This is a genomic window from Methylobacter psychrophilus (genome assembly GCF_025583945.1).
Lineage (GTDB): Bacteria > Pseudomonadota > Gammaproteobacteria > Methylococcales > Methylomonadaceae > Methylobacter_C > Methylobacter_C psychrophilus.
In genome coordinates, this window is the sequence record NZ_JAOEGU010000028.1 from 34213 (window position 1) to 55989 (window position 21777).

The 21777-nt window shown below is 41.6% G+C and carries 19 protein-coding genes; 17 read left to right on the top strand and 2 right to left on the bottom strand.

All coding sequences use genetic code 11. From position 1 onward, the window contains the following. Nucleotides 1–236 precede the first annotated feature (236 nt). Nucleotides 237–1517, bottom strand: a complete 1281-nt coding sequence (glgC, locus tag N7974_RS13320) for a glucose-1-phosphate adenylyltransferase (protein WP_262966089.1) — start codon at nucleotides 1515–1517, stop codon at nucleotides 237–239. A gap of 320 nt (nucleotides 1518–1837) precedes the next feature. Here glgC and glgB point away from each other — a divergent pair, with 320 nt between their 5' ends. The 11 genes from glgB to waaA all read left to right on the top strand — a co-directional run bounded on the left by glgB (nucleotide 1838) and on the right by waaA (nucleotide 14615). Next, nucleotides 1838–4015: a 1,4-alpha-glucan branching protein GlgB gene (gene glgB / locus N7974_RS13325; protein ID WP_262966106.1), complete on the top strand. Its 2178-nt coding sequence runs from the start codon at nucleotides 1838–1840 to the stop codon at nucleotides 4013–4015. An 88-nt stretch (nucleotides 4016–4103) separates the two neighbouring features. Then, nucleotides 4104–5555: a glycogen synthase GlgA gene (glgA, locus tag N7974_RS13330; RefSeq protein WP_262966090.1), complete on the top strand. Its 1452-nt coding sequence runs from the start codon at nucleotides 4104–4106 to the stop codon at nucleotides 5553–5555. A 392-nt stretch (nucleotides 5556–5947) separates the two neighbouring features. Then, nucleotides 5948–7372, top strand: a complete 1425-nt coding sequence (locus tag N7974_RS13335; RefSeq protein WP_262966091.1) for an endonuclease/exonuclease/phosphatase family protein — start codon at nucleotides 5948–5950, stop codon at nucleotides 7370–7372. A 72-nt stretch (nucleotides 7373–7444) separates the two neighbouring features. Beyond that, nucleotides 7445–9040: a phospholipase D-like domain-containing protein gene (locus N7974_RS13340; RefSeq protein ID WP_262966092.1), complete on the top strand. Its 1596-nt coding sequence runs from the start codon at nucleotides 7445–7447 to the stop codon at nucleotides 9038–9040. Between the two features lie 155 nt (nucleotides 9041–9195). Continuing rightward, nucleotides 9196–10158: an acetylxylan esterase gene (locus tag N7974_RS13345; protein ID WP_262966093.1), complete on the top strand. Its 963-nt coding sequence runs from the start codon at nucleotides 9196–9198 to the stop codon at nucleotides 10156–10158. Between the two features lie 26 nt (nucleotides 10159–10184). Continuing rightward, complete coding sequence (locus tag N7974_RS13350; RefSeq protein WP_262966094.1) at nucleotides 10185–10913, top strand: esterase family protein; 729 nt, start codon at nucleotides 10185–10187, stop codon at nucleotides 10911–10913. A gap of 241 nt (nucleotides 10914–11154) precedes the next feature. Next, nucleotides 11155–11622, top strand: a complete 468-nt coding sequence (gene rpsF, locus N7974_RS13355) for a 30S ribosomal protein S6 (RefSeq protein WP_262966095.1) — start codon at nucleotides 11155–11157, stop codon at nucleotides 11620–11622. Between the two features lie 32 nt (nucleotides 11623–11654). Further along, complete coding sequence (gene rpsR, locus N7974_RS13360; protein ID WP_243217997.1) at nucleotides 11655–11882, top strand: 30S ribosomal protein S18; 228 nt, start codon at nucleotides 11655–11657, stop codon at nucleotides 11880–11882. An 18-nt stretch (nucleotides 11883–11900) separates the two neighbouring features. Continuing rightward, a complete protein-coding gene (locus tag N7974_RS13365; RefSeq protein ID WP_262966096.1) occupies nucleotides 11901–12803 on the top strand; it encodes a DUF2232 domain-containing protein in 903 nt (300 codons plus the stop codon). 36 nt (nucleotides 12804–12839) lie between these two features. Continuing rightward, nucleotides 12840–13289 carry a 50S ribosomal protein L9 gene (gene rplI / locus N7974_RS13370; RefSeq protein WP_262966097.1) on the top strand — a complete coding sequence of 150 codons (450 nt, stop codon included), beginning with the start codon at nucleotides 12840–12842 and terminating at the stop codon, nucleotides 13287–13289. A 66-nt stretch (nucleotides 13290–13355) separates the two neighbouring features. Next, entirely contained in the window at nucleotides 13356–14615 is a 1260-nt protein-coding gene (waaA, locus tag N7974_RS13375; RefSeq protein ID WP_262966098.1) for a lipid IV(A) 3-deoxy-D-manno-octulosonic acid transferase, read from the top strand. A gap of 110 nt (nucleotides 14616–14725) precedes the next feature. Here the strand turns inward: waaA and N7974_RS13380 are convergent, their stop codons facing one another. Next, the gene (locus tag N7974_RS13380; RefSeq protein WP_262966099.1) at nucleotides 14726–15433 is read right to left on the bottom strand and encodes a ComF family protein; all 708 of its coding nucleotides are present in this window, start codon (nucleotides 15431–15433) and stop codon (nucleotides 14726–14728) included. A gap of 69 nt (nucleotides 15434–15502) precedes the next feature. On the opposite strand from N7974_RS13380, the gene bioB reads away from it, so the two are divergent. The 6 genes from bioB to N7974_RS13410 all read left to right on the top strand — a co-directional run bounded on the left by bioB (nucleotide 15503) and on the right by N7974_RS13410 (nucleotide 21641). After that, entirely contained in the window at nucleotides 15503–16495 is a 993-nt protein-coding gene (gene bioB, locus N7974_RS13385; protein WP_262966100.1) for a biotin synthase BioB, read from the top strand. After that, on the top strand, nucleotides 16495–17685 hold the full coding sequence (gene bioF / locus N7974_RS13390; RefSeq protein ID WP_262966101.1) for an 8-amino-7-oxononanoate synthase: 1191 nt from the start codon (nucleotides 16495–16497) through the stop codon (nucleotides 17683–17685). The genes bioB and bioF overlap by 1 nt, the downstream gene beginning before the upstream one ends. 295 nt (nucleotides 17686–17980) lie before the next feature. Continuing rightward, a complete protein-coding gene (bioH, locus tag N7974_RS13395) occupies nucleotides 17981–18763 on the top strand; it encodes a pimeloyl-ACP methyl ester esterase BioH (RefSeq protein ID WP_262966102.1) in 783 nt (260 codons plus the stop codon). After that, nucleotides 18750–19532, top strand: a complete 783-nt coding sequence (gene bioC / locus N7974_RS13400; RefSeq protein WP_262966103.1) for a malonyl-ACP O-methyltransferase BioC — start codon at nucleotides 18750–18752, stop codon at nucleotides 19530–19532. Before bioH ends, bioC begins: the two co-directional genes overlap by 14 nt. A gap of 4 nt (nucleotides 19533–19536) precedes the next feature. Next, nucleotides 19537–20196, top strand: a complete 660-nt coding sequence (gene bioD, locus N7974_RS13405) for a dethiobiotin synthase (protein ID WP_262966104.1) — start codon at nucleotides 19537–19539, stop codon at nucleotides 20194–20196. Between the two features lie 152 nt (nucleotides 20197–20348). Then, nucleotides 20349–21641 (top strand): Hsp70 family protein, encoded by a 1293-nt coding sequence (locus N7974_RS13410; protein WP_262966105.1) that lies wholly within the window; start codon nucleotides 20349–20351, stop codon nucleotides 21639–21641. Nucleotides 21642–21777: the final 136 nt, after the last annotated feature.

Here is a 21777-nt window from a genome sequence, read left to right on the forward strand (position 1 = left end):
TTTCTATTCTCGCCAATGACAGTCATACGGAAGAGGGTAATTAAATTTATGCTTTAAGTACAGATAGATTTTCGTGGTTTATGTTTTTTTCTTGATGAGTTTGGCACCCGGTAATTGCTCCATGCATCACTTAACGTGTCTGCTTTTAAGTGACGCTGAAGCACTTTTTCAGATGTGCTTCTTTGCTTTTGCCATCCATGGCTACGTTCTTCCTGCATCCATCCTGTAAAGACTATTTATCGAACATAGTGCAATTTTTGTCCCAGCATATCAGGAGTTACCAATACGACGCCACCAGGACTGACAAAAAATCTTTTTTCGTCGTCCGCCCGGTTTTCACCAATGATAGTGCCTTCGGGAACTTCACAACCTTTTTCTATAATCGCTTTGGTGATGCGGCAATGGCGGGCTATATTGACTTGAGGCAGGACGATAGAGTCTTGTACCGACGTAAATGAATTAACACGGACATTGGAGAATAATAATGAATGTCTTATTTTAGCGCCAGAAATTACACAGCCTCCTGAAACCATAGAATCAACAGCTTGTCCGCGTCGTTCATCATCATCAAAAACAAATTTTGCTGGCGGCGTTTGTTCTTGGTTAGTCCATATTGGCCAAGTGGTGTCATATAAATTCAAGCCGGGATTGACACCAATTAATTCCATGTTCGCAGCCCAGTAAGCATCTATAGTACCTACATCACGCCAGTAACTTTGCTCGCCGCTTTGTAAATCTAAAAAAGGATAGGCATTGACCAGGTATTTATCAATAACGGCAGGAATAATATCTTTGCCGAAATCATGTGTAGAGTCTTTAGTATCGGCATCTTTAAGCAATTGTTCAAAAAGAAAACTAGCATTAAAAATATAGATACCCATAGAGGCTAAAGCAGTATCGGTTCTGCCTGGCATAACGGGTGGATTTTCAGGTTTTTCTACGAAAGCTTTGACGCGTCGATTACTATCAACATCCATCACGCCAAAGGCGGATGCTTCTTCTAACGACACTTCAAAACAACCTATGGTTAAGTCGGCATTTTTCTCAATATGATCCGCCAGCATTGCGCCATAATCCATTTTGTAAATGTGATCGCCGGCTAATACAAGAATATGTTCCGGATTACGACTACGGAGAATATCGATATTTTGAAAAACAGCATCAGCAGTTCCTTGATACCAGGAATTTTCATTGTGTCTTTGTTGTGCAGGCATTAAATCAACATATTCGCCAAATTCACCGCGTAAAAATCCCCATCCTTGTTGAATATGGCGAATAAGAGAATCTGATTTGTATTGCGTTAAAATACCGATTTTACGTATGCCGGAGTTAACGCAATTAGATAACGGAAAATCAATAATGCGAAACTTACCACCAAATGGAACAGCGGGCTTGGCACGCCAATCTGTCATGTTCATCAACCGCGAGCCTCGGCCACCAGCTAATATTAATGCAATTGTATTACGGGTTAAATGACCGACATTATGATCATGCTTTTTATTGCTGGACGCTGACATTTTTATCTCCATGTTGATATAGATATTACAACTGTTTGTTATTTTGGTAAGATTCGCCTAACATTAATTTTACTACTAGCATTCATTCTACTACTACACCGAGGCCATTCAAAGTGAAAAAGCGTTCTAATAACACTCTAGACTCTGATGCTAAAAAAGCAATCTCAGAAAAACTGAAAGCGAACAAGTATGACTCTGAATCCGCAACTATTATTGAAAAAAAACCAATATTGAAAATACCTGATTCTACTTCCACAAAAAGTGTAAAAACAAAGGAAAAAGTGAAAGTTCCTGTTTCAATTTCTGAACCTGTAAATGCCATAGTAGCAAAAGAAGAAGAGAATATTCTTGATCCTGATTCACTAAAAATTAGCGAAGCAAGGCATCATGATCCTTTTTCAGTTTTAGGCCGCCATCCAAAGAATAATCAAGTCCAGATTAAAGTATATCTGCCCTACGCAGAAACAGTTTGCTTCAGTAATAATGGTCCGGCACTTAACAGGATAGCAGGTACTGATTTTTTTGAATATTACGCTAAAGAAGATGAGCTGCCGAAACACTATCAGTTAACCTGGATAGATAAAAACGGTTACACCCACGAGAATTACGATCCATACGATTTTGGTCCCCAATTACCGGAATTTGACATACATTTGTATGGCGAAGGTAAACATTGGCATATTTACAAAAAAATGGGTGGACACCTGCACAGTGTCGATGGTGTCGATGGTGTGTTGTTTACGCTGTGGGCTCCCAATGCGGGTCGGGTCAGTGCGGTTGGCGACTTTAATCGCTGGGATGGTCGTTGCAATCCTATGCGTAGTCTTGGTGGTAGCGGATTATGGGAGTTATTTATTCCTGGTCTAAAGACTGGTTGCTTGTATAAGTTTGAAATTTTAAATCGTAATACTAATGAAATCCTATTAAAAACAGATCCTTATGGACAGCAGTTTGAGTTTCGCCCAAATACCTCGTCTATTGTTGTCGAAGAAAACAGCTATACTTGGCAGGACAAGGAATGGGTATCGCGGCGTGCAAAACACGATTGGCTACACGAACCTATGGCTATCTATGAAGTTCATCTGGGTTCATGGCGACGGGATAATCAGGGCAATTTTCTTTCTTATCGGGAGTTGGCAGTTGAGCTGGTCAGTTATGTCAAACAGATGGGCTTTACCCATATTGAACTGTTGCCTGTTACCGAGCACCCTTTTGATGGTTCATGGGGTTATCAAACCACTGGCTATTTTGCGCCGACCAGTCGTCATGGCACCCCTGATGATTTTCGCCATTTTGTCGATACCTGTCACCAAAATGACATAGGTATTATTCTGGATTGGGTTCCTGCCCATTTCCCCAAAGATGCTTTTGCACTGGCCCGTTTTGATGGCAGTGCTCTCTATGAGCATGAAGATCCGCGTAAAGGCGAGCACCGTGACTGGGGTACGTTAATCTATAACTACGGCCGTAACGAGGTTAAAAACTTTTTACTCGCCAGTGCAGTTTTTTGGTTGAAAGAGTTTCATCTGGACGGCTTAAGAGTTGATGCGGTGGCTTCCATGCTTTATCTCGATTACTCACGCGAAGAAAATGACTGGATTCCCAACATGTATGGCGGCAACGAGAATTTGGAGGCCATTGAATTTTTTAAAGAACTCAATACCGTCACTCATGATCTGCATCCTGGAACAGTCATGATGGCTGAAGAATCCACCTCTTGGCCTCAAGTAACCCGGCCAACATGGACTGGTGGTTTAGGCTTTTCGATGAAGTGGAATATGGGATGGATGCATGATGTTCTTTCCTATATGAGCGAGGAACCGATACATCGCAAGTACCATCATGACCAGCTGACTTTCGGAATGCTCTATGCTTTTACTGAAAACTTCGCGCTACCTTTCTCGCATGATGAGGTCGTTCATGGGAAAGGTTCGTTAATTAGTAAAATGCCGGGCGATGCGTGGCAAAAATTCGCTAATTTACGACTGTTATATACTTTTATGTATACCTATCCAGGTAAAAAACTGTTGTTTATGGGTTGTGAGTTCGGTCAAGGTACGGAGTGGAACGCCAATAAAGAATTAGACTGGTACGTTTTGGATTACCCACATCACAAGGGTGTGCAAACTTTAGTTAAAGATCTTAATCATCTCTATAAAACACATCCGGCTTTATTTGCGCATGATTTTGATCATCATGGTTTTGAATGGATTGATTGTCATGATGTTGAGCAGTCCATTATTAGTTATCGTCGCAAAAACAAATTTGAAGAGTTGGTCATTGTGCTTAACTTTACGCCGGTTCCAAGAGAGAATTATCGGCTTGGTGTACCTGAAGCCGGTACTTACACTGAGATTTTTAATTCTGATTCCGAATATTATGATGGCAGTAATATGGGTAATGGTGCTGTGGTGTCAGAGTCTACGCCCTGGATGAATTGTCCTCATTCTATCAGTCTTAACTTGCCACCTTTGGGAGCTTTGATCTTAAAGATATAAAATTAGGTACAAGGTGCAAGGTTAATAGTGATTGTATTGTGCCTTGTATCTTGTACCTGCTCTTAAATTTAAGTGATCATAGGATCTCATGAAAAAAATTCTCTTTGTTACCAGTGAAGCACATCCTTTGATTAAAACGGGTGGGCTTGCTGATGTTTGCGGTAGTTTGCCTAAGGCACTAGCCGAATTATCCCAAGATATAAAGCTGATTATTCCTAATTATCAAGCATTAAAAACTAGTGAAAATGTCCGTTTTCTTTGTTCCATACGGGTTGATAACCGAAATATTAATATACTTGAAACCCGTATGCCGGATAGTCATGTGATTGTCTGGTTGGTTGATTATCCTGCATACTTCAACTATCCGGGCAATCCCTATGTCGATGAGTTGGGTGAGCCTTGGTCCAACAACGCTGAACGCTTTGGCTTGTTTTGTCGTATTGTTGTTGAAATGGCTATGGATAGAGCTAATTTGGACTGGAAGCCCGATATCGTTCATTGCAACGATTGGCAAAGTGGTTTGGTTCCAGCTTTGCTATCGCTCGAAAGCAATCGGCCATCGACCGTATTTACCATACATAATATGGCTTATCAGGGCTTATTTCCTGCAAGTACAGCAGCCCTGTTAAATTTGTCGGGGCAATTATGGAATCCGGCCGGACTGGAGTTTCATGAGATGTTGTCTTTTATTAAAGGTGGCCTGGTTTATGCCGATCATATTACTACCGTTAGCCCGACTTATGCTTTGGAAATACAAACGCCAGAGTTTGGTTATGGTCTTGAAGGGTTATTGGATCATCGTAAAGAGTTTTTAGGCGGCATCATTAATGGCATTGATCTTGATCAATGGAATCCTGAAACAGATCCGTTTATAGCACAGAATTACACGGTTACAACGCTTAATAAAAAGCGGCTTAACAAAGCTGAATTACAAACTCGATTTGCGCTTCCGGTTAACGACTGTGTGCCTCTCTTTGGGTTAATCAGTCGTCTGGTAGAGCAAAAAGGCATAGATCTGATTTTGGAATGTCTTCCAGAGATGATTGCCATGGATATGCAATTTGTATTACTGGGCAATGGCGATAAAAAGTTTGAAAAACAGCTACAAAAAATGGCTGATTTGTATCCTGATAAAATATCGATAACCATCGGCTACGATGAATCGCTGGCACATCTTATCGAGGCCGGTGCTGATATTTTCTTAATGCCTTCGCGATTTGAGCCGTGTGGCTTGAATCAAATGTACAGTCAACGTTACGGCACTATACCTGTTGTCAGAAAAACCGGAGGCTTGGCTGATACAGTGACTGATACTTTGCCTGGTTCATTAAGCAATCACACAGCCAGCGGTATTGTCTTTAATGAAGCGAGTTCAGGCGCATTGCTTGAAGCCATCAAACGCACTCTGGTTTTATATAGTATTCCTGATACTTGGAAGAAAATGCAGATTAATGCCATGAAAAAAGATTTTTCCTGGCAACGTAGTGCTGAGCAGTATCTGGCGTTATATGAAAATCTTTTAGGCTATACTCAAGAATGAATATCCCCTAAGGCGATTTGCCAGAAAAATATACTTGGCTTACTGGTTTTTTTATTCATTTTCTGTGTTGTTAAAATAGTTAAGTAGCCGACTACGCGCTTATTTTTCCGCGTTGGCAACTACTTCTGCATCTATTAAGGAGTCTATTTTTGGTGCCCTACCTCCTGCATCCTTGCAGCCGTTGAAAATAAACAAAAATCCTGCATCACTTGGGGCTATTTATTCTTGGATGTCACCTGGGTGAATAGGTGTAGATCTCGTTCTGACAGTATTATCTGTGATGTGCACGTTTATGGTGACGGAGATAACCGATGAAAATGATTCAACTGCTATATGTTGAAAATATTATAACCAGAAAAAAAAGAGGTTTGCACCAGGAATTGTTTTTTTTTATGCTAGTAGAAAATCAGAGTCATGACAAGAAAATTGATGTTCTTTGGGCTGGCGAAGATGGCGTTTGGCATACGCTACCGGCAATCTGGCATAGTCAAGTAGGTCACCACAAAGAGTACTGGCAAGCACAAATAACAGCTATCAGTACAGCAGATAAATCACTGCCTGGTAATATTAATTTTGCCTTGCGTTATCAGGCACAATATAGAGAATATTGGGATAATAAATATGGCGTAAATTATTCCAGTCAGGCCGATTCCGGAATTAAAGTTGTTAGCAATCATCCGGTACTCAATATCGGTTTTGAAAATAAATTGAAGAATGGGCAAAAATACGTTCCTGTCAGCGTATCAGTAAATCATGCGGTTAATGCCAAAACAGTGACTATTCACTGGACAATCGATAATTGGCGGCATAGTTATAAAACTCCCTGTCACTTTAAAAGAAATTATTGGGATAAAAAATCGGGCAGTAATGCCAGAAATCCAAATCAATATGGTTCTCAGATTTGGCAAGGATTGCTCAAAATAGATAATGCTTTTCGATTGCAATACACCATTTCCTGTGAATGCGACGATAAGGTTTTTTGGGACAATAATCAGGATAAAAATTATTCGGTTAGTCATGAACCGTTAAAAGTTATGATTCTTAATTTACACTGCTATCAGGAAGATAATCAGGATTTTAAATTTTCACAAATAGCGACAGCGATTAACGATCTGGATGTTGATGTTGTCTGTCTTCAGGAAGTCGCCGAGCTTTGGAACGATGGACAGGGTGACTGGAACAGCAATTCAGCTAAAATAATAAACGATCGACTTAATCCCCCTTATCATCTTTACACGGATTGGTCGCATTTGGGTTTTGATAAATACCGCGAAGGCGTTGCTATCTTAAGCCGATATCCGCTCTTGAAACAGGCATCAAAATATGTTTCGGGCAGTCATAGTGCTTACAGTATCCATTCCAGAAAAGTCGTTATGGCGCAAGTTAATGTGCCTTACATGGGCTTGATTAATTTTTTTTCGGCGCATCTTAGTTGGTGGGATGACGGCTTTTCGGAGCAGTTTAACAAACTAAGTGAGTGGGCTGGAGATAACCAAACAGAAGCGGTGAGCGCTACCCTGCTGTGTGGTGACTTTAATATCACGGCAGGATCAGAGGGCTACTGTCTGGTGGTTGACACCAATGTGTATGATGATCAGTTCCTGGCTGTTAACGATCAAGGTGCATTTGAAAAAATATTTAAAGTAAATGACGTCCATTGGCAACATTACCTTGCCGATGATTACCGTATTGACTATATTTTTATGAATAAGGCCAGTCAATTACATATTATTTCAGGAAAGGTGTTATTTACTGAAGAAGATTATGGCCGCGTTTCGGATCATTGTGGTTATTTTATGACTTTTGAGCCGAAGTGAAGTTATCAACTCTATTATTAATCTGATGAATAAAAATAATATAAAAAATTTGCTTTTCTACCAGGTAATTACATGCAAATAGCAGAGCACTATGCCACTCCCGTTCATGGGTATTTGGGCGGCTATTTTCAGAGAGTCAATGATTATAATGATAAATTTGCTGTGCGCTGGGGGAAAATAGAATTTGATATGTTCTTCGGCGTTCAGGCTAATCTAAAAGTTATTCTCAAAGTGTATCGTGACCATGGATTATGCGAAACTTACATTGTTGATACGGATGCTTTTGATATCCAATGGGATCGGCATAAGCGCTGTACACGTGATTTTTATATATTACCGTTTTCCAATAATCATGGCCCGATTAATTGCATCAAGTTTTCGTTTGTTGTGCACCGGGACGAGCACTCTATCCCGTCTCAAAATGATTATATTTTTATGGATAATCATCAAGCGCATGATGCACTTCCCCAGTATAGAAAGATTACCGGCGAATGGACAACGACTAATAATTATCGAACCTACGAATTAAATGCTGCCGAATTACAAAGCGACGTCGATTGGTATAATTACCATTTTGAATCCTTAAATCTGACGCCAAAATTTACCAAAGGCCAGCAATATCACCCTTATCATCCCAAACGTTTTATTCATGATCATATCGATAAGGTGATTCGCAGCAAGTGGGAAAACCCTGGTCGACTTTGTACCATTAAAGTGAGTGTTGACTGTATTGATGACTCGGATTTTGTTTCCCATTTAATTCACGCCAGTCAGCAGGGAGTTTTGGTGCAGTGTATTGTGGACTGGCGCAAGATGACTCTTACCAATAGTCACAACTATGCAAGATTGAAACGTGCACGGCTTGAGTTGATAGGCGTCTTTTGCACACCCCAGCATCACCTCATTGAAGTTGAGCCGGATATGCACACCAAATTTGTTATTTTTAACGATGAGGATTGCATACTGGGTTCATTCAATATCACCTTCGATCGCTGGTGGGCTAATTGGGAATCCGGCATGACTTTTCATTCCAAGGGGGTCTGTCGACTGCTTGATAATATATTTCAAAGTCAGCGTGGTGGTGTTAATCAAAAATACGGCATTAATCCTTTAAGTCATTTTAATCTACTCTATACCTTTGGCAGGCAGATGATGCTTAACGGGAAACCTTATCGGCCCCATCACGCCATCCTGGCAGAAATTCATCGTGCCCGGCATTCGATTAAGCTGTGTTTGTTTTTAATGGGCGATTTGCTGGGTGATTATCATGACAGTGTGGTTGATGCCTTGATACATGCCAAAAATAGAGGCGTTTATGTACATGTTCTTTTTAATGGACATTTGGCCAGGCAAGGACAGATTGGTGTTGCACGACCTATGGTAGATGAACTTAATCGCCCGTTATTACCGGCAGTACAACGCTTAAAAAATGCCGGTATTTTAGTTGGATTAGTGTACGGGCAAGACGATCACCCCGTCCCTTATTCGCCGATTCATTCCAAATATTGTGTTATCGACGATGCAATTGTTATAGAAGGCAGTTTTAACTGGTATAACACTTCTGTTTTTTCACATGACTTGTTGGTCGTAGTTAATAACCACCAGGTAGCACAACCTTACCTCTATGAGTTTGAGCAAATACAACGGTCGTTCAGGGTTTATTACTGATAGGGTGATTTCAGACTCAAAGATACGGTTTGTTAATTGTGTTTAATAGTTGATTCGCTAGTATGGTTTGTGTAAATAATCCTGTAATAATTACCGTGTTATAAATAGCAGAATTTTTGAGGGCTGCATTAATATCAGGCAACAATAAATGCGTTATGAATACAACTGAATACAATTTTGACCCGACTTATGGATATTCGCTTGAGCAATTACTAAAGGTAAATCCGCCGAAAGAACCGAAAGACTTTGATAGTTTCTGGCAACAGCGCTATCAAAAAGCATTAACTATTAATCCGCAGCCACAGACAAAGATTATTAGTGAAGACAGGCAAGGCTGGCGTGTTTTTGAGATTAGTTATATTTCTACCGATAATTTCCCTATTCGAGGTTGGTTGATGGTACCAACTTCCGGCGTTATTAGGCGTGGATTTATTATCGGGCATGGCTATGGCGGACGCGATGGGCCTGATTATCATTTGCCCTTTAAAGATGCAGCCTTGTTGTTTCCCTGTTCTCGTGGCTTGGCGCTCAGCGCCCAACCATCCATTTCTTCCGAACCCTGTTGGCATGTACTGCATAACATTAATCAAAAGGATGGTTATATTCTGGGCGGTTGCGTTGAAGACATATGGCTGGCAGTTACTACCATGCTGTGCCTGTTTCCCGATTTGGCAGGGCATTTGGGTTATCTGGGTATTAGTTTTGGCGGCGGTATTGGCGCTTTGGCGTTACCGTGGGAGTCACGTATTGGCAGAGGCCATCTCAATGTACCCTCGTTTGGACATCATCCTTTACGTTTAAGGCTTGCTACCAATGGCAGTGCACATAGCGTTCAGCAATATTATTGTACACATAAAAAACAGACACTTAAGGTTTTACGCTATTACGATGCCGCTTTGACAGCAAAACGAATCACTATGCCTATGCATTGTGCCTGCGCAAAATTTGATCCTTGTGTTGCTCCGCCCGGACAGTTTGCAATATACAATGCATTGCCGGAGGAAAAACAATTGTTTATTTTGGAGGCAGGGCATCATAACTACTCCAATCAGGTACAGCAAGAAGATGAACTCATTAATCAACTCGATGCTTTTTTTGCACCGCTTGGCAAAGACTAAATTGACATAAGCATTGGAGAGACAGGATGAACCGCGAATATCACAAGTGGTGGAGTGATGGATTGCAGCGTGATATGGAGCTGTTGGTATTTGGTCATGCCGGTGCAAAAGTATTGGTTTTTCCTTCGCGCATTGGACGATTTTATGAGTATGAAAACCTGGGGATGGTAGCGTCCTTAAAGCACAAGATAGAACAAGGCTGGATACAGCTTTATTGTATTGATAGTGTTGATGCAGAAAGTTTCTACTGTGAATGGGCGCACCCTTCCGGTCGTATTCAACGGCATATAGACTTTGAAGAATACATTTTGAACGAAGTATTGCCTTTCATGCATAGCAAGAATCCGCATGAGTGTGTTATTTCTCATGGCTTAAGTCTGGGGGCCTTTCATGCTGCCAATATCGTTTTTCGGTATCCTCAGTTTTTTCAAAAGTTGGTTGCTTTCTCTGGCAGGTATGACCTTACGCTGAATGTAGAGTTTTTTAACGATCTTTTTGATGGTTTTTATAATGAAGATATTTATTTTCATACGCCCAGTCATTTTTTGCCTAATCTGGAATGCTCCTGGCGCTTGGGGAAATTAAGGGAAATGGATATTACTCTGGTTATTGGCAAAGAAGATCCGTTTTTACAGAATAATGAACAGTTAAGTTCAATATTATGGCAAAAAAGTATCAATCATCAGTTAGTGGTTTGGGATGACAGGGCTCATAGTGGTTATTATTGGCGGCGCATGGCTGTACTTTATATTTAAGGGTTTTAGTGACTCCCTGCCAATTATTATTCTGGCTAGTATTGTAAAATAGGTGGTAAAAATTAGTTTTTTAGGTTTTTGGACTGGCAGGATTTACTCATTAAGTTAACTTATCGATTAATAGTATTTTCCAATGACAGAAAAAAGCTTTATAATGCGGGGCTGTACGGAGCATTCCGCTCCTCCTTGCTTTACCTTCTTTTTAAGACAGAGAGGGAAGGCTTAACCGAAAGGAAAAATAATGCGACATTATGAAATTGTCTTTTTAGTCCATCCTGACCAAAGCGCTCAGGTTCCAGCAATGATTGAACGTTATAAGTCAACCATTGAAGCTACATCCGGTACTATTCACCGTTTGGAAGACTGGGGTCGTAGACATCTTGCTTATCCAATTAAAAAAATTCATAAAGCCCATTATGTGCTGATGAATGTTGAGTGTGATCAGGCTACGCTGGAAGAATTAGAAAGTGGCTTTCGTTTCAATGATGCTATTTTGCGTAGCATGACTTTATTGCAAAAAGCAGCCATCACTGAAACTTCTACTATTGCTACCTCAACAGCGGAAGAAAACAAAGCAGCTGAATCCAGAGCTAAAGATGCCGCTGCCAGAGAAGCAGTTGCAGTACCTGTAGCTGGTGATATTGAAGACGAAGCCCCAGAAGATGAAGATTCTGATGAGGCTGATGCTGACGAAACAGCTCCTGAATAACACTTTTAACTTATTGGATTACGGAAATTATCATGGCACGTAACATTAGACGCAAAAAATTCTGCCGATTTAGTTCAGAAGGCGGAACACAGATTGATTATAAAGATCTGGATTTATTAAGTGATTATATTACTGAAACCGGCAAAATTGTTCCTAGTCGAATCACAGGAACCAGCGCCAAGTATCAAAGACAGCTATGTGTTGCAATTAAACGTGCTCGTTTTATTGCTTTGCTGCCGTTCTGCGACGCGCACAAATAACATCATACCGGAGGGGTTGTGAATTTTTTAGCGACATACATTATGCGTGGCAGAATGCAGGCTATGTTAGTAGCCTCTTCTCTCGCATTATTGTCACTAATGATGCCTCCTGTAAGTGTTGTAAGTTCAGCCACTGTTGCTCTCGTTACTTTAAGACGAGGTGCATTCGAAGGCTTTTATGTTTTGGCATGCTCCAGTGTGGCAGCCGGATTATTAGGGTTTCTGGTACTAGGTAACTATCAGTTTGCTTTGCTTTATGTAATGGTTCTATGGTTGCCGGTTTGGTTGATCTCAATCGTCTTAAGAGAAGGGCAGTATTTATCTCTGGCGGTTGAAATTGCGATATTGATTGGCATAGTCGGTGTTATAGGTTTTTACCTTACTGCCGCAGATCCCGCCTTGATGTGGAAAGCCGTTCTTTCGCAAATGATTCCGGCTGATGCACCCGTTGCAGATATTCAGCGCACAATTGATGTGCTTGTGCATTACATGACTGGAGTGGTTGCTGCAGGTTCAGTATTTGGCTTGCTGTTTGGCTTATTCTTAGGTCGATGGTGGCAGGCAAATCTCTATAATCCAGGTGGTTTCAGGGCAGAGTTTTTGTCTTTGGAAACGAAACCAAGGCTGTCAATAGGCAGCGTTACAGTTATAGTCATTGCCTTGGCCAGTTCTGGAGCGATCTCTGAAATAGCATGGAATGTCAGTATCCTGCTTTTTGTGTTATACACAGTCAGTGGAACCGCTGTATTACACACCATGTTTTCAAAGATGAAGCTAGGACGATATATAGTGCCGATGCTCTATATAACCCTGTTTCTGATACCCCATGCGATGCTGCTTGTTGCCCTGATTGGTTTGAGTGACCCGTGGTTGAACTTACGAAAAAGAAAATCGAATACACACACGCCTGACGGCGTATAAATAATTGGTTAAAAACCGAAAGGTGAGGATTTAAAGATGGAAGTCATTCTTCTTGAAAAGATAGCAAACTTGGGTAGCTTGGGTGACAAAGTCACTATTAAATCAGGTTACGGAAGAAACTATCTTGTTCCACAAGGTAAAGCTGTTCCTGCAACAGCCAAGAAAATTGCCGAATTTGAAGCACGTCGTGCCGATCTTGAAAAAGCCGCTGCTGAAAAGCTAAGTGCTGCTCAAAAAATAGGTAATGAATTAGGTAAGCTACAAATTGTAATTGCCCACAAAGCAGGTGATGAAGGCAGATTATTTGGTTCCATAGGGACTAATAATATTGCTGATGCTATTACTGCAGCAGGTATTGCTGTCGAAAAACATCAAATTCGTTTGCCACATGGAGCGATTCGCCTTATTGGCGATTATGACATCGACATTAATTTACATTCTGATGTAATAGTAACGCTGACTATAAAAGTTGTTGCTGAAGCATAGTTTTTAAAAATGTAAAGCGAAAAGTGTAGATGTTGGTTTTTAATCTGACGTCTACACCTTTTCACTATGCGGATTATTTATTCTTGTCTTTTTTACCTGTTAATTCCTTTCATACTTTTACGCTTGCTCTGGCGTGGTATAAAAGCACCTGCCTATCGATGTCGATGGCGTGAACGCTTTGCTTTATATAATAAAAAATTCCCTCAAGATGTTATCTGGTTTCACGCTGTCTCCGTAGGCGAAGCTGAGGCTTTATTCCCCCTGGTTCGACAAATACAAAAACAACATCCAGAAGCCAAGTTGTTAATTACCACTACTACACCGACTGGATCTGCCCGAGTTACTGCAGTAATGCAGGAAACAGTGGCACATGTTTACCTTCCTTATGACATCCCTGACGCAGTCAATCGGTTTATAGGCTGTTTTAAGCCTAAGCTGGCGGTTATTATGGAAACGGAAATCTGGCCGAATCTATTTATGTCTTGCGGAAAAAATAATATCCCCTTATATATTATTAATGCCCGGTTATCAGAAAAGTCATCTCGTGGTTATCAAAAAATCCCCTCGTTGGTTCATCCGGCTTTAGCCCAGGTCAAAGGTATTGCAACACAAACACTAGATGATGCAAGCCGGTTTATTGCTATTGGTGCGGATAGTGACAAAGTTAAAACATTAGGCAATATAAAATTTGATGTTGAAATTCCACAGTTAATTATTGCTCAGGGTTTACAGATAAAAAACGATTTATTTGGTGGTCGATTTGTTTGGTTGATTGCCAGTACCCATAAAGACGAAGAACCCCTGTTTCTGGAAATCTATAAAAAAATCAAACAAAAAATTCCTGAATTATTATTGGTTATAGCGCCAAGGCATCCCGAACGTTTTGCTGATGTTAAAAAGCTGTGTGAACAATTAAAACTAGCGGTGGTCATGCGTACGTCAGGTAACGTGGTAAATACAGAAACTGATATTTATCTGGCTGATACCATGGGTGAATTAAAAATGCTGTATGCGGCTTCGGATGTTGCTTTTGTCGGTGGCAGCATGGTCCCTACCGGTGGCCATAATATTTTGGAGGCCTCTGCGGTAGGTATTCCCGTAATGTTTGGCCCTTATATGGCCAACTTTAAGGAAATAGCCTGCGGAGTATTAAGTAGTAAGGCTGCCATTCAATGCCAAAACGAAGAGGATATTGTCAATGCCATGCTGGCACTGTATGAACAGCCTGCCTACAGAGCAGAATTGGCCGAAAAAGGCATGCTATTTGTGCGCCAGAATCAGGGAGCGATTGCCAGAATTTACGCAATGCTTAATCAGGTTATTTAGATATATCTTGAAAGTCAGGCAATCAAGTATTTTGACTAACAATAATAGTGCTTATTTTGTCAGTATTTTAGCCCAAAAAGTAAGGATTAGTTATTAGTCTCTACCCTAAATCAAGCTCTGGCACACACCCAAACATCCACCTGATCCACTCCTGCTTTTTTTAATAGATAAGCCAACTCATGGGCAGTTGATCCGGTGGTCATTACGTCATCAAGGATGGCGATATGTTGGGCATGAAGGGGTTTGATAATGGAAAAAGAATTCTGGATGTTTTTACGGCGTTGTTTTGCAGTTAAGGCGGTTTGATGTGGTGTGTCACGATGTCTGATACAGCTATTCAGGTCTAAAGGAATTTTTAATTCTTTGGCAACTGTTTTCGCAATTTCGATAGCCTGGTTAAAGCCCCGTTGTTGGTAACGGGTTTTATGTAGCGGAACAGGTAGTATCAGATCAGGTTTTTCTGCTGTTTTTTTCAGGTGTTCAGCCAGTAGCAGGCCCAGTAAACGTGCATTTTTGTAGTGTGCACCAAACTTTAATGAAGTAATCAGATGACGCATTTCGCCTTGATAGATAAAGGGTGCGTAAGTTTCATCAAAGGCCGGGTTTGAGCTCAGGCAGCGACCACAAAGTACGGGTGAGATTGTTGCTATTTCAAAAATTTCTGCACATCGATAACAGCACTGATTATTTCTAAGTAAGCGCTGGTAACACGACTTACATAAATCGAGGCCATTTTCTCCGGTGTTACCACACAAGATGCAGGTAGGCGGAAGCAGGTAATCCTGTATAATATTGATCCAGTTGTGTACACTTTTCATTTCAACAGGTTGACGAGTGATGTCATTGCTTGTTACTCATAATTTATTACTGTAGCCGGAGATTACCGAATGCCTGCAAACCCTGCCATTAACCGTCACGATTCACTGGCCATCCGTCATGATTGGCAACTGGATGAAGTGCAAGCACTTTATGCTTTGCCTTTTAATGATTTGCTGTTTCAGGCTCAAATCGTTCATAGAGAGCATTTTGATCCTAATGAAGTTCAAATTAGCAGTTTATTGAGTATCAAAACTGGTTCGTGTTCGGAAGATTGTGGCTATTGTCCTCAAAGTGCGCGTTATGATTCAGGTTTGACGCCCGAGGCACTAATGCCGGTTGATGCCGTTTTAAAGGCCGCCAAGCAAGCCAAGGATCAGGGTGCTTCACGTTTTTGTATGGGGGCGGCCTGGCGTAAACCAAAAGACAAAGATGTTGAGCGGGTGATAGAGATGGTCCAGGGTGTCAAAGCACTGGGCATGGAAACCTGCGTTACTTTGGGAATGTTGACCGATGCCCAAACACTGCGATTAAAGGAAGGTGGTCTGGATTATTACAATCATAATCTGGATACTTCTGAAGAGTATTATTCCGAAGTCATTACGACACGAACCTATCAGGATCGTCTGGATACTTTGGAACGCGTTAGAGATGCCGGTATTAACGTGTGTTGTGGTGGTATTGTTGGTATGGGGGAAAGTGATGTGGATCGCTCTAACTTATTAATCCAGTTGGCCAACATGCCCAAGCATCCTGAAAGTGTGCCTGTTAATATGTTGGTTCAGGTTGAAGGTACGCCGTTAATGGGTACCGAGGCGTTGGATCCGCTTGTCTTTATCAGAACATTGGCGGTTGCCAGAATTATGATGCCTAAATCACGGGTGCGTTTGTCAGCCGGTCGCAGCAAGATGAGCGATGAAATGCAGGCTTTATGTTTTTTTGCGGGTGCAAATTCTATTTTTTATGGTGATAAGTTATTGACCACCGATAATCCGATGACAAATCACGATTTGGCATTATTTGATCGCTTGGGTATTTATTCAGGCGGTTCAAGTTACGCCTGATGACCGCTCCATTTTCACAGTTATCGGGTAATCTGGAAGCTATTGCTGATGCCGGTTTATATCGTTCCCGACGTGTTATCGCTTCGCCTCAAGGTGTTAATCTGCAAATTAACGGCCGCAATGTCGTCAATTTTTGTAGTAATGATTATCTGGGTCTGGCAAATCATCCAGAGGTAGTTAGCGCTTTTAAAAACGCCGTTGATCAGTATGGTGTTGGCAGTGGTTCCGCACATTTGATTTGTGGACATAGTGCTGCTCATCACGCACTGGAAGAAGAGTTGGCGGCCTTCACCGGTCGTGATCGGGCTTTATTGTTTTCTACCGGTTACATGGCCAATATGGGCGTAATGTCGGCGTTGTTAAGTCGAAGTGATGCAGTGTTTGAGGATCGATTAAATCACGCCTCTTTGCTCGATGGTGGTTTGAGTTCGGGTGCAAAGTTTAAGCGCTATGCCCATGCTGATGTTGAAAATCTTAATATCCATTTGAAAAAAGCAATCGGTAATAAATTGATCGTTACTGATGGTGTATTCAGTATGGACGGAGATTTTGCACCTTTGACAGCATTATCTGTCACTGCAAAAGCCAGTTCTGCTTGGTTGATGGTTGATGATGCACATGGACTGGGCGTAATCGGTGAACATGGTGGTGGGCTTTTGGAATATTATGGGCTTAACCAGAAAGATGTCCCTGTGTTAATGGGGACGCTGGGTAAAGGCTTTGGCACTTTTGGTGCCTTCATAGCGGGTTCTGACACATTAATTGAAACCTTGATCCAGAAAGCCCGTACCTATATTTATACCACGGCATTACCTGCAGCAGTCGCAGAAGCTACCCGGGCCAGTTTAAAAATCGTTATTGCAGAAAATTGGCGCAGAGACAAGCTTAAAAAGCTGGCGGATCGTTTTAGGTTGGGAGCAGGGCAGGCAGGTTTGTTTTTGGTAAATCCTCTTGACCCTACAAGCGAAGACCATATTACTTCTGCAATCCAGCCGATCATCATTGGCGCGAGCCAACGCGCTGTAGATATCAGTAATGACTTGTTGAATGCCGGTTTTTTAGTCAGTGCAATCAGGCCGCCCACCGTCCCTAAAGGCAGTGCGCGTTTACGCGTAACGTTTTCGGCATTGCATGAAGAATATCAGGTTGATCAGTTGCTGGATGCGTTGGTTAAGGCAATGAGAAAGTGAAAATAAGCCAAAAAATTTTCACCATGAATGACTGCATGGATGCAGGAACTAGAGCACCAACAGTAGGCTCCTTAAGAGACGCAGGAGCAGTTGCCGAGACACGAAGGGTACGAAGAAGAACAGGGGTTTTTCATTACCAAGTTGATAGTTTAAAGCTAAAGCGTGGCGAAGCTTGCACTCCATCATCCACATTTTGAAAGTCATTGGCGTTTTTAAACTTGCTGGTCGAGGTTTGTAATCTTCAGCGGACATCGTTTTATGAGCCAAATGGTTCACTATTTTTGTGCAAAAACGAATGACTAAAATTCATCAACAAACTTTTGGTAAAGGCAAACCCGTGGTGCTGGTTCATGGCTGGGCTATGCATAGTGGCATTTGGCGACATTTTGCCCAACAGTTAGCAAAAAATTATCAAGTGACCTGCGTTGATTTGCCGGGGCATGGATACAGTGAAAATATTGATTCATTTGCACTGGAGCAGATCAGTGAAGCGCTGGTTAATGCCGTATCTGATGAAAGTAGTTGTTGGTTGGGTTGGTCGTTGGGTACGACGGTAGTGCTGGATATAGCCAACCGTTTTCCCGAGCGTGTTAATTCTCTGGTTTTATTGGCAGGAAATCCTTTGTTTACCCAAACAGGGCAGTGGTCGGGCATGAATGTTAGTTTGTTAGAGGCCTTTGCCGGGCAGTTGAATGAAAGTTGTCAAGCGACTTTGCTACGCTTTTTATCCCTGCAAGTGAGTAACTTACCGGATTACAAAATCTTGTTGAAAGCGCTTAAATCAGCAGTCATGGAGTGCAATGCACCTGATAAAGAAACTTTGCAAGGTGGTTTGCAGATATTAAAACATGCCGATTTACGGCAAGCTTTATCTGACATAACGGTGCCGGTTTCTGTGATATTAGGTGGCAGGGATACGTTAGTACCCATCAGTGTAGGTCAAAATATGCAAGCGTTAGCGCCTAAAATAGCAATTAATATCATTGATAGAGCAGGGCATGTGCCGTTTTTGTCACATTCCGAAGAGGTATTAACCATTATTTCCTGTTTTTTGGATAGGCACAATGATCCTGGATAAAGTCAGAATTAAACAATCATTTTCAGCCGCTTCATTAACTTATGACAGTGTCGCTGGATTGCAGCGTGCCGTGGGTAGAGAATTACTCCATGCCATTGATGCAACCAGGCTGAACGGCACATTGTTGGATTTGGGGTGCGGTACCGGTTTTTTAACGGGAGAGTTGTTGGCTCATTCAAACCATGAAGCCATTATTGCTCTGGATATTGCTTTATCGATGTTACAAACAACGCAAGGCAAGATGCCTGATAAATGCAGTGTTAACTATATCTGCGCAGATGCAGAGCACTTGCCTCTTGCCGGGCAAAGTATTGATGGCGTTTTTTCCAATCTTGCCTTGCAATGGTGTCGTAATCTGGATGTTGTTTTTACCGATATTAAACGGGTGTTAAAACCGGAAGGTCAGCTTATTTTTTCGACATTTGGCCCACAAACACTACATGAATTGAAAAGTGCCTGGGCTACTGTTGATAGCTACAATCACGTTAATGCCTTTTACAGTGCAGCACAGTTAAAGCTGTTTCTTCAGCAAGCGGGATTTAAAAATAGCCAGCTGAAAAGTAAGCTTTTTATATCGCCTTATGATTCAGTTTGGATGTTAATGCAAGAGTTAAAATATTTGGGCGCACAGCAGGTGATTGCTGGCCGTAATAAAAAAATGACTACAAAAACAGTGATGCAGCAGATGATTTCCGCTTACGAAAAACATAAAGTTAGCGATCAGATTTCAGCGACTTTTGAAGTTATTAACGTTATCGCCAAGGTATAACATTATGGAACAAGGCTATTTTATAACCGGTACCGATACCAATGCCGGAAAAACTTGGGCGACCATTGCGCTGATGCGTTATTTTAAGCAGCAAGGAAAAACCGTTGTTGGCATGAAACCAGTTGCAGCGGGTTGCTCTAATCAGGACGGCCAACTGAAAAATGAAGATGCCTTAATGATACAGGAAAATGCATCATTCAAGATTGACTATGACTTGATCAATCCCTACGCATACGAATTACCTGTTTCGCCGCATATCGCAGGTACAACTAATCCTGTCAAACTGGCTAATATTGCCGAGCATTTTACTGTCCTGAAAGAATTAGCTGAAATCGTAGTGGTCGAAGGTGCCGGAGGTTGGTATGCGCCGTTGAATGACCATGAAGATATTAGCGATTTGGCAAAAGCACTGGCATTGCCCATTATATTGGTAGTTGCCATCAAATTGGGTTGCATCAATCACGCAAAATTAACTTATTTGGCAATACAATACTCGGGCGTGCCCTGTGCTGGTTGGATTGCCGTATGTGTAGATCCTGATATGATAAAGCTTGACGAAAATATAGACACCATAACAACTGCTTTGGACGTTCCTTTACTGGGTATGTTGCCCTGGTTGGAAAGCGCTGATTTTGATTTATTGGCGAGTAAACTGGCGTTGTAACAATTTCTTAGCGTTCCGCTCATTTTGAGTTTTGGATTATCCCGGCCGTTTTCATACGGCACAAATATAGCGCCGTGGTAATTTCCCGGTTTAGCCCCACCCCGGATTACTGATCATTAATATCAGTGGTTCTATTTACGATAAAACTTGGTATGAATACACGAAAAATGCATGGCAACGATGAAATTGCCTGCGGAATCGATTTTGGAACGTCGAATACAACAATTGCCATTGCTAGTGGTAGTGATCATCCAATAACATTGGTTCCAGTAGAGGAAGAACACTTAACGATACCGTCGACAATTTTTTTTCCGACAGAAACTCACGGCGTTCTTTTCGGCCGTAAAGCCATTAATGCTTATGTGGCAAGAGAAGATGGCCGATTTATGAGAAGCTTTAAGCGGGTGCTTGGAACTTCTTTGATGAAAGAAGGGACAATCATCGGCGGAAGAAAAACAAAATTTGAGTCTATTATTGGCCATTTTATTGAAGATATAAAAAATAAAGCCGAGTTATTTGCAGGCAAAGAAATCAGCAACGTTGTTGCAGGAAGACCGGTTCATTTTGTCAATGGCAATGATAAAGCCGATAAAGAGGCAGAAGGTCAACTTGAAGCCATATTTACATCGGCCGGTTTTAAAAATATTCGCTTTCAATATGAACCAATTGCCGCTGCATTCGCCCATGAATTAACGATGGGCGATAAAGAGCGCTTAGCTATCGTCATGGATATTGGTGGCGGTACCTCAGACTTTACGATAATGCGCTTATCCGGGCGTTATATTAAAAAGCCTGAGCGCCAAGAGGATATTTTGGCTAATGCGGGAGTCAGGATTGGTGGTAATGATTTTGATCGGGCCTTGAGTCTGAAATCTTTTATGCCACTATTGGGGATGGGTTCTTTGTGGGGTTCAAAAGGCCTGACTTTTCCGATAACACCTTTTTTTGATTTGTCAGAGTTGAGTAAAATTCAGTACATGTATACGCGAAAATATAAAAGGGATCTAAGCGCGTTAATCAGCCAGTCAACCGACAAAGCCCTTACCAACAGGCTGTTATCAATTGTTGAGGGAGAACAGGGACACGCATTGATGTCTCTTATTGAAGAAACCAAAATTCAACTTAGCTTAAACGAGCAAGCAACTGCTGATCTTGATTTTATTGAGGCAGGTTTGCAAGTGCATAGTAATCGGTCACAATTTGAGGATAGTCTCTATGCGAGTATCGAGAATCTTCAGGAAACCATTATTGAATGTGTTGTGATGGCGGGTGTGAAAACAGATGACGTTGCTCTCGTTATCCTTACCGGCGGCGGTACTGCCATTCCGATCATTCAACAAATCACCCGTCGATTATTTCCAGTTGCCGAAATTTCTGATGGCAATCGTTTATCCAGCGTGGGTTTCGGTTTGGCCTGTGATGCAAGTCGGTACTATTTGGAGTAATTGACTCAATAGACATCTTTCCTAAATAATCGACATAGAATTTGGCCTTTATAAGGTTAAAATAGTGATCTACCTCTGAAAACACGGATAGCCATGACTCCTTATGCTCAATTACCAAGACACAAGCCTGAAGAAT